This window comes from Butyrivibrio fibrisolvens, from assembly GCF_037113525.1.
Classification (GTDB): Bacteria; Bacillota; Clostridia; order Lachnospirales; family Lachnospiraceae; genus Butyrivibrio; species Butyrivibrio fibrisolvens.
Genome location: NZ_CP146963.1, coordinates 1440849 through 1455637 on the forward strand (window position 1 = coordinate 1440849; position 14789 = coordinate 1455637).

Annotated in this window: 13 protein-coding genes; 10 read left to right on the forward strand and 3 right to left on the reverse strand. The window is 39.4% G+C overall.

Annotated elements, in window-relative coordinates; translation table 11 throughout:
* Positions 1–59: 59 nt before the first annotated feature.
* Positions 60–1121, forward strand: coding sequence for a LacI family DNA-binding transcriptional regulator (locus WAA20_RS05735; RefSeq protein WP_073384882.1), 1062 nt, complete (start codon positions 60–62; stop codon positions 1119–1121).
* Between the two features lie 90 nt (positions 1122–1211).
* Positions 1212–3767, forward strand: coding sequence for a glycoside hydrolase family 2 protein (locus WAA20_RS05740; protein ID WP_167562636.1), 2556 nt, complete (start codon positions 1212–1214; stop codon positions 3765–3767).
* 139 nt (positions 3768–3906) lie between these two features.
* Here the strand turns inward: WAA20_RS05740 and WAA20_RS05745 are convergent, their stop codons facing one another.
* Together WAA20_RS05745 and WAA20_RS05750 are read right to left on the reverse strand one after the other, a co-directional pair.
* On the reverse strand, positions 3907–4776 hold the full coding sequence (locus WAA20_RS05745; protein WP_073384878.1) for a hypothetical protein: 870 nt from the start codon (positions 4774–4776) through the stop codon (positions 3907–3909).
* A 137-nt stretch (positions 4777–4913) separates the two neighbouring features.
* Positions 4914–6287 carry a CapA family protein gene (locus WAA20_RS05750; RefSeq protein ID WP_073384868.1) on the reverse strand — a complete coding sequence of 458 codons (1374 nt, stop codon included), beginning with the start codon at positions 6285–6287 and terminating at the stop codon, positions 4914–4916.
* Positions 6288–6620: 333 nt separating this feature from the next.
* On the opposite strand from WAA20_RS05750, the gene WAA20_RS05755 reads away from it, so the two are divergent.
* The 4 genes from WAA20_RS05755 (at position 6621) to WAA20_RS05770 (ending at position 10419) form a co-directional block, all read left to right on the forward strand.
* Complete coding sequence (locus WAA20_RS05755) at positions 6621–7031, forward strand: hypothetical protein (protein WP_073384866.1); 411 nt, start codon at positions 6621–6623, stop codon at positions 7029–7031.
* Positions 7032–7079: 48 nt separating this feature from the next.
* The gene (locus WAA20_RS05760; RefSeq protein WP_073384863.1) at positions 7080–7343 is read left to right on the forward strand and encodes a hypothetical protein; all 264 of its coding nucleotides are present in this window, start codon (positions 7080–7082) and stop codon (positions 7341–7343) included.
* A 188-nt stretch (positions 7344–7531) separates the two neighbouring features.
* Positions 7532–9532: an aminopeptidase gene (locus tag WAA20_RS05765; protein ID WP_073384861.1), complete on the forward strand. Its 2001-nt coding sequence runs from the start codon at positions 7532–7534 to the stop codon at positions 9530–9532.
* Positions 9533–9759: 227 nt separating this feature from the next.
* Entirely contained in the window at positions 9760–10419 is a 660-nt protein-coding gene (locus WAA20_RS05770) for a lysoplasmalogenase (RefSeq protein ID WP_073384859.1), read from the forward strand.
* A gap of 216 nt (positions 10420–10635) precedes the next feature.
* Here WAA20_RS05770 and WAA20_RS05775 read toward each other — a convergent pair whose 3' ends face one another.
* On the reverse strand, positions 10636–11589 hold the full coding sequence (locus WAA20_RS05775) for a hypothetical protein (protein WP_073384856.1): 954 nt from the start codon (positions 11587–11589) through the stop codon (positions 10636–10638).
* Positions 11590–12020: 431 nt separating this feature from the next.
* Here WAA20_RS05775 and WAA20_RS05780 point away from each other — a divergent pair, with 431 nt between their 5' ends.
* The 4 genes from WAA20_RS05780 (at position 12021) to WAA20_RS05795 (ending at position 14645) form a co-directional block, all read left to right on the forward strand.
* Positions 12021–12461, forward strand: a complete 441-nt coding sequence (locus tag WAA20_RS05780) for a LytTR family DNA-binding domain-containing protein (protein ID WP_073384854.1) — start codon at positions 12021–12023, stop codon at positions 12459–12461.
* A 2-nt stretch (positions 12462–12463) separates the two neighbouring features.
* Positions 12464–12931 carry a DUF3021 domain-containing protein gene (locus tag WAA20_RS05785; protein ID WP_073384851.1) on the forward strand — a complete coding sequence of 156 codons (468 nt, stop codon included), beginning with the start codon at positions 12464–12466 and terminating at the stop codon, positions 12929–12931.
* A gap of 159 nt (positions 12932–13090) precedes the next feature.
* A complete protein-coding gene (locus WAA20_RS05790; protein ID WP_073384849.1) occupies positions 13091–13786 on the forward strand; it encodes an ABC transporter ATP-binding protein in 696 nt (231 codons plus the stop codon).
* Between the two features lie 67 nt (positions 13787–13853).
* Positions 13854–14645: an ABC transporter permease subunit gene (locus tag WAA20_RS05795; RefSeq protein ID WP_073384847.1), complete on the forward strand. Its 792-nt coding sequence runs from the start codon at positions 13854–13856 to the stop codon at positions 14643–14645.
* Positions 14646–14789: the final 144 nt, after the last annotated feature.

Sequence of the window (14789 nt, forward strand, 5' to 3'; positions counted from 1 at the left end):
ACTTTTGATCGGGAAAGTGCAGAGTGATCATCATACACATTCGCAAAGTGAGGACGCATATGCAGCAGACAGACAAGAAGATAACTATATATGAGATAGCCAAAGAAGCAGGTGTCTCACCAGCCACTGTTTCGCGCGTCCTTACAGGCAATGCCAATGTCAAAAAGGAGAAGAAGGAAAAAGTCTTAGAGCTTATAAAGAAGTATAACTTCAAGCCCAGTGCTGTTGCCAGAGGCTTGTCCGATACCAAAAGCCGCATCATAGGCATTATCGTTGCAGATATCAGAAACACATATTATGCAGATATGTACGTGGCTTGCGAGAATGCAGCTAACAAAGAAGGCTATTCTGTAATGCTCATGAACTCTTTTGGACAGACATCTATGGAGATAAGACAGCTTGGCAAGCTCGTTCAGTGGAGAGCAGATGCCATAATCCAGCTTGGAGGTGCTGTCGACAGCCTTACTACAGATCCTTCTTATGTCAAAGAAGTTAACCGCCTCCTTGGCAATAAGATACCTCTTGTTGTAACAGGTAAGCTTGATAACACCAACTGTTATCAGGTTCAGATCGATGCAGCTGCTGCCATGGACATGCTAGTTCAGCACCTTGTTTCTAATGGCAACAAAAGAATCGCACTTGTTGGAGGAAGACTTGACGTAGAATCTACTTACATTAAATATAATGAGTTCTTAAAACTGACAAAAGAATTAGAACTTGAAAACAGCTCTCTTTATACTGACAACTTTGGCGGATACGGAATCGAAGAGGGAACAGTCTCCATGAACGAACTTATCGAAAGGTTCAGCCTTGCAGGAAAGCCTCTTCCTGAAGCTGTCATCTGTATCAACGACAGTACTGCTGCCGGAGTTATCAAGAGCATAAGAAAACATGGGCTTAAGATTCCCGAAGATATAACTGTTGTAAGTTATGATAACACTGATCTGTGCGAAGTCGCAGAACCAGGGCTTACATCAGTTGCCTATGACTATGAGAAATATGGCAAGACACTTGTTCGTACAGCGATCAGTGTCGCTGATGGCAAAAGCGCTGAAAGACAGATCCTTATAAAACCATCAGGACTTATGGTCAGAAAATCCAGTAATTACAAGCGTAATTGACCGGCTTATAACTGGTTGGTACATAAATTGTGAAGTGAATATCAGACCCAAAATACGAAATGACAAATCATACGATATTTGAGGATGAACATGGATACCATAAAACTTATATTAACAGATAACTGGAAATTCTATTATGGTGACGCCGAGGAGGCTTGGTTCAAAGGCTTTGACGATCATATGTGGGAAGATGTGCTGATCCCGCATGACTGGTCGGTTGAGGCCTCTTTTTCTAAGGAATATTCCAGCGGAACCGCCTATCTTCGTGGTGGAACAGGATGGTACAGATGCCATTTCAAACTCCCATCAAGATATCAAGGCAAAAGAATCTGTATAACCTTTGACAGTGTCTATAAAAACAGTAGCGTGTGGTTCAATTCATATTTTCTTGGAAAACGCCCTTCCGGCTATGCATCTTTTTCACTGGATATAAGTGAATATGCCAGATTTGGAGACGAAGACAATGTCATCAGCGTAAGAGTGCGCCACGAAGACATTGCGGATTCCAGGTGGTTTACGGGAAGCGGAATTGTCAAAAAAGTCACCCTGTCTGTATCAGAGAATGTGGCACCGGTCATAGACGGAGTGTGGCTTGATACCAAATCTTTGATTGAAGATGCCGGCAGGATATCTGCAAGGATCAGTTTAAGTAATAAGATTCAGAATAAGTCTGATAAAGAAAAGAAAGTCAGAGTCAGGTGCGTTCTTGAACCGGAAGAAAAAATCAAAGAACGCATAAGAGAATCTGCATCAGAGTCTGAAGAAGTTTCAATTGAACTGTTTGGAGAAACGATTGTTCCTGCAAAAGAAGTCTCTGAACTTAGGATAGATGGTATAGTCGATAAGCCTCATCTGTGGTCTGCTGATATACCTAATCTATATAAATTATCTACATACTATAGTATAGACGGAAGCGATTACTACCTTGTAGATGAGCAAAAGGCAGGAATAAGAGTTATCTCTTTTGACCCGGATAAAGGATTTAGTTGTAACGGAGTATCCACAAAGTTGCGCGGTGTCTGTGTTCATGATGATGGCGGATCTTTGGGAAGTGCCATGAAACAGGAAGTATGGCAAAGGCGCCTTGAACTCTTAAAAGAAGCCGGCTGCAATGCCATAAGATGTTCTCACAATCCCCATATGCCGGAACTATATGATCTGTGCGACGTACTTGGATTCTATGTTATGGACGAAGCTTTTGACGAGTGGGAGAACTGTAAGAACAAGTGGGCAAAAGGCCATAATGTGTACCCGCCCCGCCATCAGGGCTATTATGAGGACTTCCCTGAGTGGCATGAAAGAGACCTTCTAGGTATGATAGACCGCGACAGAAGGCACCCAAGTGTTATCATGTGGAGTATAGGCAACGAGATCGATTATCCGAATGACCCTTACGTAAATCCTATATTCAAGGAATTTACCGGCAATAACGATAACGGAAAGCCTGCCCAGGAGATGATCTATAATGCTGATAAGCCTGATATGGCAAGGCTTTCAGAAATTGCCAGAGAGCTATCCTTGATTGTACAAAAAGCTGATGATTCAAGGCCTGTGACTTTGGCAGCAGCATTCCCTGAACTGTCGACAAAGCTTGGATTTATTGATAGCCTCAGTGTTGTAGGCTATAACTACAAAGAACATCTGTATGAAGAGTCGCATGCAAGATTCCCTGACAAGACCTTCCTTGGAAGCGAAAACGGACACGGCATCAGAGAATGGAAGGCAGCAGCCTGCAACGACTACATTTGCGGCCAGTTCCTCTGGACAGGAATCGACTACCTTGGAGAAGCCCACGGATGGCCTATACACGGCGCATATTCAGGAATACTTAATACAGCAGGACTTCCAAAGGCTGAGTATTATAAAAGGAAAAGTTTGTGGACATCAGAGCCTTTTATCAAAATATTTACAGAAAGACCTGATGAAGAAAAAGCTGAATGGTTGTACAGGTCGCGTTCCTGGAACTATGAAGAAGGTGAAAAAGTAATAGTTAAGTGCTATGCACCATACTTCCTTGATCCTGAAGATGACTATATCAAAGGTGTCAGATTATATATAAATGACAGACTGGTAAAGAGTTCATCTGAAAGAGCAGAAGACGGGTCATTCAGGTTTGAAGTTGCATTTGAGAAGGGCAAGATTGAGGCAAGGCTTGAGATAAAAGAAAGCGTTGGGGATCTGAAGTCAGTTAATATCAAGGAAACAGAATCTCCTGCAGATAATGCTGAAAACGTCCAAAAGGCAAATGTTTTAGGAGAGAAGTTAGTGTCAGATGCTATATATACGTCTGATGTTGCTGATCACCTGGATGTAGCAGTATATGAAAGGACAGATGCAATTACCGATGAAAGTTTTGTAGAAGCTTCATCAAGATCAGGCTATATCTATCAGATAATTGTCACGCTTAAAGACAAGGATGACACAGACGTAGTCTTTAAAGATGAAGAGATAAGTGTAAAGGCATCTGATAATGCCGAGATCCTTGGTCTTGACGGCGGAGACCTTGCAGATAATACAGATATGAGATCAGCAGTAAGGAAGACCTATAGAGGTAGAAGCGTCATATTCGTAAGAAGAGAAGACGATAGACAGATAGGGCTTGATATAACTATCAAAGGTCAAAAGAAACATATTGAACTTGGGTAAAAACAAGGATTGTTTATTATAACTAAGAAACCCCAAACGTAGAAGTATTATAGCTCTACGTTTGGGGTTGTTAAATTAAATAAGATGTCAAAATCTCATCAAAAGATTTTTTATCAGATGATAGTCGTTTTAGAGTTAATTAATATTCTTTATAATCATAGTTTCCAGTCGCCTGATCAAAACCATAAGGTAAGATGTTGATCCACCAGTCTAATGTGCCTGACTTAAATTCGTCAATACTATCGTGTCCATAGTAAGTATAATCACCAACCTTGGTAGTTATAAATGCTCTCCAGTCAGATAAGCTGATATCTGAAGATTCCAAACCTTCATCAGAATCTTTGATGTAAGTAAACGCAGTAGGGTAATAGGTTGTAACATCTCCATGAACTGAGAAGTGGAGTTCATAAATAATAAGTACGATATTACTTCCATTCTCTGTCTCAAGGACAGCTATTGTGTGAACTTTATAAGAGTCAAAATTTTTGTGCTCATAAAGCGCTTTACCACAGTATTCAGCTTCTGTGGCTTCATCTGTCTGCATATCTGCTATAACTTTGTCAGATTTCTCTAGCATTACATCAAGCACAGATTGAGGAATTTCATCTACTGTTTTAACGTAGTTTGGTAATCCTTCAATTGTTGATTCAAGGCTTTCATATACGATGTCTATACCAAGCTCATCCTCAATGTTTTTTTTCTGATTCTCAGAAATGCTCCAGGTAAAGGTTACGGTATCACCATTAGAAAGAGATTCTGTTTTATCGAGCTCACCACTCATGAGATTTTCAAGAGACTGAATATTGCTGTCAGAATCAACAATAGAAGCTAACGCAGCTTCGAGGCTTTCTGTATCAACGCTGTAACTTGCGTTACCATATCCGTCATAGCCTTCTGATTCAACTTTGATAAAAGAATTTAAATCGACTTTTTGTTTGCCGCATCCAGTAAATGCAGCAGCTGCACCTATTGCAGCAGAGATCAATAAAATGGCTTTGATCTTTTTCATTGCATGTCCTCCATAGCTTTTTTCATAATAGATATAAAGATATCATCCCCTCGTTTTTTACAAAAAACTATTACATCGTAAAACTTATGTAACATATTGCCAAGGGAAAAGCTATAGAGGTTATATATTATCTTGATCTACTCAGTTTCCGGAAGCTTCATTTCACATGATTCGCCCCAAACATCCTGTACAAGTGCGTTGCAGTTATCAAGTGTGAAGGAGGAATCCTGTTTTGAAATCTTATTTTGAAGTGCCAGTTCCTCTGTATATAACTCCAGAGGGTATACGGATACACCATTAGTTACAGGCTCCAGATGACATACAGTTGGAATTATGTCATAAGTTTCAATATATACTTTTCCATCATAATCTTTTCTAATAGTAACATTGGCTATACCGCCTACAACTCTGTTAAGAACGCCCTTGCCACTACTTGAAGTCCAGCTTACAAAGTTACCGATAGAATAATAGCAGAGCATATCATGGTCATCATCGTGATAGTATTCGATATCTTCAATGACATGGGGATGCGTCCCTATTACAAGATCTGCACCGTGCTCCATGAAGAGCTTACTCCAGTATTCCTGATTGGAGGTATGATGCAGTACGTATTCAGTCCCCCAGTGAGGACACACTATAGTAAAATCAGCTATCTCTTCAGCAAGGTCGAGGTCCGCAATCACAGAATCTTCATTCAGAGTTTCAACGCAGTAAGGCATACTCTTTGGAATCGGAATACCATTGGTTCCGTAGGTGTAGTTGAGAATAGCGATCTTAATATCATTAACAGTTACAACAGTAATGTCTTTTGAATCTTCTTCGTTATCATATATACCAAGAGTAATGATCTCAGGATGAGCAGTATTCCAGTAGTTTAGCGTATTGATGATACCTTTTGTCCCTTTATCAAGAGCATGGTTGGTCGCATGGCATATTATGTCAAATCCTGAATCTGCAAGTGCATCAGCAATCTGATAAGGAGCATTAAAGCAAGGGTATCCCGATATCCCCAGCTCTTCACCGCCTATGATGACCTCCTGATTGACAAGAGACAGATCAGCGCTACTTATAATATCCGATGTATTTGCAAAAAGAGAAGAGAAGTCATAACTCCCATCATCCTGATGACAGGTCTCTTCAATCGGCATGTGCAAAAGAATATCCCCCACCATCATTACAGTGACAGTCTTTGGAAGCCTTTCTTCTAATACAGATCTGTCTATATTATTGGTAAAAGAAGATATAGAAGAAGTATACTTATCAGAATGATCTATTACCTTTGCAGAAATAGCAGTACCAGGCAAAGAATCCCCAGAAACCTGAGAATACATAGGAGTATCATCTTCGCTAATGTAGGAATCGGTGGAATTGTAAGAATATGCATACCCGCAAGAAGGATCGATCCTCTCACTGTTATAAGCACAGGACATGCAAAGAAAAGCTATTGAAGTGAGCATGAGACTAGAAGAAAATCTTTCAACTATCCTTTTAACCTTCTTATCTTTAAGCATCTTACTTTCTCCACAGAATGAATTCTCAGGTGAAGTTAACGTTATGCCGATGTATGATTAGAAGCGAGGAACTTTGTTAAAATTTAAATGAACAAACATGGTTAGTCTACAGTTTGACGATAACAAATAGTTATTATAAAGTCAACTAATCTATGGCAATACTGGAAATGTCATTCGTCCTATAAAATATGCATTTCATTGGTTTTTGGATGCAATTAAATGAAAATATGTTTTAATACATATGGCGTGAATTTAAAAGGCATTATAAAAAGAATGGTTTTTGTAAATAGTCGCTGTGAACTGGAGAATATATGTTTTCAAGAGGCTGGTAGTATGAAAAGAATTATTTGCTCGGGAAAATGTAAATGGTATTTATTTGCAGGGGCATTCTGGTGCGTAGTGTGTATTGGTATATCTATCGGATCATTATTTATAGATTATATTGGAAGATTATTTTTTGCACCATTAATGGTATATGCCTTGATACGATGTCTATACTTTTTTCTATCATATAAGAATAAAAGAATTATTTTTGATGGGAATGATATATTTTACTTTTCAGTGTTAAATAAAAAATATAATTATTTCTTTGATGATATTGAGAGTGTCAGTTATTATTTTGGTGGTAGAGCTCAGATAGCGGGTATTAAATTTAGACTTAAAGCAAAAAAGATAATACTGACAAAAGAAATGGATGGATTCTTTTTAGTAGAAGATTTCTTAAAACAAATGGAACTATTGTAATTGAGATTTATTTTTGAAAATAATAACGGTTAGGGGGAGAATAAAAAAATGATCAAATTTCTAAAAAACTTATTCAACGGCTTCATCATCGCCGGAATAATCATTTTTTTGATAGGTGTAGATTATTGGATGTTCAGAGCAGGAATTCCATATCAGGATCCGCCGACTGATCTTCAGATTCAATATGCCATAGACTATGGAATTGGAGAAACTCTGATGGAGGTTGGATTTGAAGTTTTAATTATCGGAGTAGTATCCAGGATTATCAGTGGCATAATAAGCAAAAAGAAGCCTCGTAAAAAGCCCCTTTAAATGGAATAAAGAAAAAGAAAGCCGAAAGCTTCGCAATGAGCTTTCGGCTTTTCTTTATTTAAAATTTATATAAATTTTTGTAGCTTGCTGGAATTTTGGACTTTGCTGTGTTATCATTATCTAACATGATATTAGATATATATGATGATTATAAAAATATAACGAATGAAAGGATATAGAATAGGAAAATGATTAACACATTAAATACCCAAGACCTTAACGAACGCCTTGCCAAGGTCAAGGCTGAAATAGCTGCAATCTTCACATCTGAGAAGGAAGACAGCTTTTTTGCACAGGCTGCAAAGCTTGTATCACTCCAGTTTGAAACATACGATAAGCTCGCAGACGGCTCTTTTTATGAACTTGATGCAGACGCAATGCAGGCAGGCAATGATGCGCTCTACAGCTGGAAGCTTGAAAGTAACTATGAAAACTCTTTTGTAAACCCTGCAAAGGCTGTTGCAGAGTTTGGCGACAAGGGACAGATCATTGCTTTCCTTGCAGATAAGCTTGTATTTGGAAACACACATATCTTTAATAACAGAAAAGAAAGATTTGTTGTAGCTTTAGAGCTTTTCCTTGAGATCTACAACCTTTACAAGAACGGTGCAGATGTAGAAGAGTGGAAGAAAGCTGTTTCTAAGCACCAGACAGAAGTAATTGACATGGTTGCAAATGAAGCAATCCATAGACAGTATGATCCTGACAATCAGAAAGTCATGGATATCTTAGACCACGTAAAACCAGGTGATTACAGATTCCTGTATCTGTATGGACTTCCTGTTTCAGAGAATGAAGTAAGAACTGCAAAGTTCATCGATTCCCTGTCTGAAGAAGAGCTTACAGCAATGGCAGGCACCCTTACAAAGGGCTACCGCAAAGGCTTTGAAGTTATGGGCGTAGACTTTAGTAAGAAGACATCAGCTTGCTTTTACTATAACGTAGGTTTTGAAAAGATGGTCAAGACTGCTGTAGCCCAGTTCAAAGAGATGGGACTTGCAAGCACATTCATCGTAGATTCCGGAGCAGAGAACAAGCAGAGCGACTTTGACCACAAGCAGGATATGGCTCTCTATCTTGATGAAGCTTATCTGGAAAAATATCTTTCTGCTTTCCGCAAGGCTTATGAAAGCATTAAAGATAAGGTACGTTCTCACGGTGGACCGGCAGCTATCGAAATCTTCGGAGAGAGAGATTTTGAGCCTGTAAGCAAAAAAGAAGCACTTGCATATAATGAACAGCAGAGACCTCTTTTTGCATCACTTGTAAATAAGAGCGCACTCCTTCGTACAGAGTTCCTTCCTGGCGAGGAAAGAAGCTTTGCGATCATCGCTTATCCTGTTCCTGAAATCGGTGATAAGTTTGAGCAGATCTTTGCTGATACAGTTAAGATCAATACTCTTCCAAGAGAAAAGTATCAGAAGATCCAGCAGGCACTTATCGATGCACTGGACCTTGGCGATCATGCTGTTATCAAAGGTATGAATGGCAACAAGACAGACATCACAGTTTCATTCCATGAGCTCAAAAATCCTGAGAAGGAAACAAACTTTGAAAACTGCCTTGATGACGTAAATATCCCTCTTGGCGAGGTATTCACATCACCTGTTCTTAATGGAACAAACGGCCTTCTTCATGTAAAAGAAGTATTCATTAACGGCCTCAAATATACAGACCTTTCCTTCACTGTTAAGGATGGTATGGTTACTGATTTCTCATGCAATAACTTTGAGAATCCCGCTGACGGCAGAAAGCTTGTAGACGATGAGATCATGAGAAACCATGAAACTCTTGCTATGGGTGAGTTTGCTATCGGAACTAACACAGTTGCTTATGTAATGGGTATCAAGCACGATATCCAGGCTAAGCTTCCGATCCTCATCGCAGAGAAGACAGGCCCTCACTTCGCATTTGGTGATACATGCTATTCACACAGCGAAGACCACGCAGTATTTAACCCTGACGGAAAAGAAATAATCGCAAGAGAAAACGAAGTAAGTGCTCTCAGAAACGAAGATCCCGAAAAGGCATACTTCGGCTGCCATACAGATATCACAGTTCCTTACAACGAACTTGGTGAGATCACAGTATACGGCAAGGACGGATATGAAAAGACTATCATTAAGGACGGAAGATTTGTACTTGAAGGTACAGAGTTCCTTAACGAGGCACTTGAAGAGCTGAACTAAAAGCCGTACCATTCATATGACAGTAGATGGGGCCTGCACTTAAAATGTGCAAGCCCCATAATTATTATCCAGCTGATTATTATTCATAATCATCAAAAATATTATTTGTATACACACCGTATACCTTACCATCTTTCTCAAAATAGAGAACTCCTTTGGTATTATCTATACATCACTCAATATTAGTCCATGAATGGTCGATATATAAAAGGATGGAGGAACTGACTATGCAGTTCATTCTTATAGTTTTATGCGCTATCTTCGTAGGAGCATTTCTTTATATAGAAACCAGGAAAAAATATGTGTCAGCTCTTATTTTTAAGGGGCTGGCATCTGTTTGCTTTGTGCTTTTAGGACTACTGTGCAGTGGGGGCGGGGAAGTTGCCAGGATTCTGGTATATGGCCTGATACTTGGATGCGTAGCAGATGTATTATTAAATATTAGATTTGTGTTAAAGAAAAAAGAGTTGCTAATATATCTGCTTGGAATTGCTGTTTTTCTGGCAGGGCATATCGTATATCTGATTGCAATTTTGACGATATCTTCAAATTGGCCAGTCTGTTTTGTGATTGGAATGATACTCACAGTATTTCTGATCATATGGATGTATAAGAGAATAACTACTTCTAGAAAGATCAAGATTGCAGGAGCCATTTACCTCGAAGCGATCATGCTTTTAAATGCAGTAGCTATTGGCAATGTGATAGCATCCCCTGGATCATTTACTTTTGTATTTGCACTTGGAACATTTCTTTTTCTGATAAGTGATGTATTACTGATACTAAATACATTCGGTTCTGATCCTAAGAGAAGTATACGAATAATTCATATATTGCTTTATTATGCAGGACAGGTTCTCATTGCACTAAGTCTCAAATATGTTTGAAATATATAAGGCGCCGGAGAAATAGAATCTCTGGCGCCTTTTGTGGAGGTAGGATTTGGTTATTTTTATGTATTATTGTTTATTTGTGTTGTTATAGACTTTAAAAATTATACTGCTTTATAGTTTGTGTTTTTATACTATATTTTATGAAAGCTTTTTCACACTTTTAGAAGAGCGTGTCAAAAGGTACAGTGAAATCCTTAATATAGTATTGAATTAGTATACTTCATCAAAGACAAATCCGGTACCAATAAGGTCGCTGTACTCATCTGGAGCTTCTGTGATCTGCATACCTGCTCCGCTTTTTAACGAAATAGTACCTTTTATAGAACCATCATCGTTAGTGAATTCGTATGATCCAAAATCATTTGATTCTGCTGTAAAATAAGCCTGGATGTCTTCTTTGCCCTTTATACAGATGAGAAGACTGTAAGATCCGCTTTCCATGCCTTCTGTGCAGATGACGCAAGTATCAAAGCTATCATATGAACCATAGTAGCCAACGATACCAAAATCAGGAGCTTCAAAATCGCTCTCGCCATTTATTACAGCAAGCTTTTCTGCAAGCTTAACAGCTTCGTTTCTATAACGCTCAGCGCTGTATGTTGTGATGATCATGCCCTGAATAGAACCGCCTTCATACTCGTAAGCCATCTTCTCAGAAATGTCATCTACATACTGTTCCCAATCTGTGTATGTTGCATAGATTGTCTCATACTGAGATCCATCAGCTTCCTTGATACGATCAAGAAGACTTTCTGTCTCTGCCTGCCATACATAAAGAAGATTTATGCTAAGAGAATCCATCTCAACCTGAGTTTCGCCATCCATTCTAAGATTTTCATACTTTTCATAAAGATCGCATATTCCATTGATCTCATCTGTTAATGATGAAGAGGATGCTACAACCTCATCAACCTCAGCTTTGATCTGGGATGAGTAGTCTTCTTCGCCTGCTTCATCTTCGGAAGCAGAATCATCATCTGATACATCATCAGATTCAACTTCTGTGTCGTCAATATCAAGTTCTTCACCTTCGTCTCCAATAGAAGACCCTTCAGATGTTTCGATATTCTCCTCGTTTGTGTCTTCAGTGTCAACTGAAGAAGTAGCACAGCCTCCAAGTACTAATGTTGAGGCTGTAAGTAGAATAAATAGTTTGTTGCGCATTTGTTAACACCTCCTTACGTTGTCTGTAACATACTAACAAATGAACTGCCATATGGCAACATAAATCGTCATTTGCCACATGAAGAAACGATATTTAATTTAAAAATGTAGGTTGTGCCGGAAGATTCCGCTGAAATAATCCTCGAGCTACCTTGCCTCTCGTCGTAGGGGCTGTGGCGGTTCGCATTGTAGGGATTGAATGCACCAGGTAGCTGTACGATTAAACATACGATGCCCCTGAACACTCCTCGTACGGATAACGCTCGAGGATTATTTCAGTGGAATCTTCCCCTAAAGGCTTTACTTTTCCTATATACCTATAGCATGGTATGATTTATATATACCAATAGAAAAAGAATTACTAAAAACATAGCACATATAAAGTATCATCAAAACCTTGAATATTCCTGAAAGTGGAAGTTGATAAATCGATGAAAATAGACATTAAGCAGATTCCGGAAGGAGAGGAGTATGTAACTATTCGTTATAAAGACCTTACCCCTTCTATGAAAAAAGTAATAGGTATCCTCGAAGGGACCGATGATAAGCTCTGGGGTAAGACCGACACGGGCACAGAAGGCACCAGGATCGGCAAGCTCTTGTACCTCGAGTCAGTGGACGACAAAGTCTTTGCTTACACAGGCGACAAAGTCCTGAAGATAGACGGCACCCTGAACTCATTCATGACAGACTATGATGACGGCAGCTTTTTTAGATGCAGTAAGTCTATGGTCATTAACGTTAACAGGGTTAAAGCCCTAAAAAGCCTTTCTTCCAACAGAATAGATGCCACGATGGAAGGCGGCGAGCATATCATAATATCAAGACGATATGCATCTGAATTTAGAAGATTATTAAAAGGAGGAGGTTGAATATGAATAACAATAAAAAGCCTACCCTCTGGGAGCTATACCTTACCAAAGAGATCGGTATCGAGTTTAAAGCATGTCTTTATTTCTTTGCCTTTTTGTTTTTTTACTGTGTATACAAGATCATAAACGGAGTCTACGACGCAAGCATCCTCCATATGGCAGAGCTCATCTTTACTTGCTACATAATAGGATACATACAAGTCTACCTTCTGTGGAACTTCGATGAGGCGGACTCGCTCGGAGGCAAAGAAGTACTTGGAATTATCATCTGCACCGTTGTTTACACTTTCCTCTCTTGGCTCTTTAACTGGTTTGACAAGAGCATTATGGTCAGCCTTTTTTTCGGCGCATATATATTGCTTGTGTACTTCTGCGTATACCTGATATATAAATGTAAGCGCATAATAGATGATAAAAAACTCAACGAAGATCTGAAATTATTCCAGACACAGCACAAAAAAAGTGAATGATAAAGGCCAAATAGTGCATCTTACGGGAACATGTATTGTTCCCGTTTTTTATTTTTGTTATGAATAAAGTGTAAGGACCGCATATATGCAATTCAAAAAATCAGACATTGGGAGCTTGAAATTAAATTAAATCCAATAGTCTAAAGGGAGAAGATGATCATGAAAGAAAATGTGATAGAGATAAGCCATCTCACAAAAAGTTATGGAAAAAGCAGAGGAGTAATAGATGTATCTTTAAACGTCCAAAAAGGTGACATTTTTGGATTCCTCGGACCAAATGGCGCAGGAAAGTCCACAACCATAAGATCCATGCTTGGCTTTCTGAAAATAAACGAAGGAAGCATAAAGATCCTTGGAATGGACAGCATTAAAGATCACGAGAAAATCTTAAGAGAAGTAGGCTATATGCCATCTGAAGCCTGGTTCTACGATTCAATGAAGGTTGCAGACGTTATCAAATACGCAGCAGATGTAAGAGGCATGGACTGCAGCGAAGAAGCAAGAAAACTATGCGAAAGACTTAAAGTTGATACTAAAAAGAAGATAAAACAGTTATCTCTTGGTAACAGAAAAAAAGTCAGCATAGTATGCGCAATGCAGCACAAGCCCAAACTCTTCATATTCGATGAACCAACCGGCGGCCTCGACCCCCTTATGCAAAAGAACTTTTTTGCACTGATAAATGAATATGTAGATCAAGGCGCAACCTGCCTCCTGTCAACCCATGTCCTGTCAGAAGTCGACAAATACTGTAAAAATGCAGCAATCATGAGAGAAGGAAGACTTACAATGCTGGATACACCGCATATTGATGACGAGACGTTCCTTAGTTTCTACGAAGATGAAGAAGAATAGGCCTATTTACATGACTTTTGGAACGAAGTGACAAAAAGTCGTAAATTTATAAAAGGGAGAACCAAATATGAAATCAGTTTTAAAAAGAGAATTATTACTTAACATAAAAAGCCTGCTAATCTGGAGCTTATCCGTCGGAATCCTTGGCCTTTCCTGCATCCTCCTTTACAGCTCAATGGAAGGCGAGATGAAAGACATGGCAGATGCCTTCTCCAACATGGGAGCCTTTTCCGATGCCTTCGGAATGAGCACCTTAAGCATAGCATCCCTTAAAGGATACTTCGCAACAGAAATAGGCGCAGTACACGGCCTTGGAAGCGGCATGTTTGCAGCAATAATAGCTATAAACATAATTTCAAAAGAAGAAGACGCCCACACCGGCGAATTCATCTTTTCACTTCCCTTATCCAGAAGCAAAGTACTTACCGCCAAAGCCATATGCGTCGCAATAATGCTTGTTGTATTCACCGCAGTCTGCACCATCTGCTATCTTATAGGTTTTAACATTCTAGGAGAAGACATCCCCACCGACCAGTTCTTAACCTTCATGGCAAGACAACTGCTCATGAATGCAGAGGTAGCCGGAATCTGCTTTGCCCTCTCATCCTTCCCCGGCAAAAACCGAATGGGCCTCGGCCTTGGAATGGCCCTTTTATTCTACTCCTTCGACGTAATGGGTCGCGTAATCCCCGACCTCAAAGACTACCTCTTCATCGGCCCCTATTCCTACGCCAACGCTGCCGAGATATTCACCGACGTAGAGGTTCAAACCAAATCTATTATTCTTGCAATAATTCTTCTAATTTCCGGACTGATTTTCGCTTTCTGGAACTACAACCGAAGAGACCTTGCCAGCTAATCCTATGCTGATAAACTAGTTTTATCCATTTATCAGCTTCCACCCTCCGGGATAGGCGATACCTCCTTTACAAATCTCCACCACAAGCCGATATATGATATGCGGTTTGTGGTGATTTTTTTAGTCTATGGTGGCTTATGGCTT

Coding starts and splice junctions, on each gene's coding strand:
- WAA20_RS05735 (WP_073384882.1), top strand. CDS start 60: ATGCAGCAGACAGACAAGAAGATAACTATATATGAGATAGCCAAAGAA.
- WAA20_RS05740 (WP_167562636.1), top strand. CDS start 1,212: ATGGATACCATAAAACTTATATTAACAGATAACTGGAAATTCTATTAT.
- WAA20_RS05745 (WP_073384878.1), bottom strand. CDS start 4,776: ATGAAAAAGATCAAAGCCATTTTATTGATCTCTGCTGCAATAGGTGCA.
- WAA20_RS05750 (WP_073384868.1), bottom strand. CDS start 6,287: ATGCTTAAAGATAAGAAGGTTAAAAGGATAGTTGAAAGATTTTCTTCT.
- WAA20_RS05755 (WP_073384866.1), top strand. CDS start 6,621: ATGAAAAGAATTATTTGCTCGGGAAAATGTAAATGGTATTTATTTGCA.
- WAA20_RS05760 (WP_073384863.1), top strand. CDS start 7,080: ATGATCAAATTTCTAAAAAACTTATTCAACGGCTTCATCATCGCCGGA.
- WAA20_RS05765 (WP_073384861.1), top strand. CDS start 7,532: ATGATTAACACATTAAATACCCAAGACCTTAACGAACGCCTTGCCAAG.
- WAA20_RS05770 (WP_073384859.1), top strand. CDS start 9,760: ATGCAGTTCATTCTTATAGTTTTATGCGCTATCTTCGTAGGAGCATTT.
- WAA20_RS05775 (WP_073384856.1), bottom strand. CDS start 11,589: ATGCGCAACAAACTATTTATTCTACTTACAGCCTCAACATTAGTACTT.
- WAA20_RS05780 (WP_073384854.1), top strand. CDS start 12,021: ATGAAAATAGACATTAAGCAGATTCCGGAAGGAGAGGAGTATGTAACT.
- WAA20_RS05785 (WP_073384851.1), top strand. CDS start 12,464: ATGAATAACAATAAAAAGCCTACCCTCTGGGAGCTATACCTTACCAAA.
- WAA20_RS05790 (WP_073384849.1), top strand. CDS start 13,091: ATGAAAGAAAATGTGATAGAGATAAGCCATCTCACAAAAAGTTATGGA.
- WAA20_RS05795 (WP_073384847.1), top strand. CDS start 13,854: ATGAAATCAGTTTTAAAAAGAGAATTATTACTTAACATAAAAAGCCTG.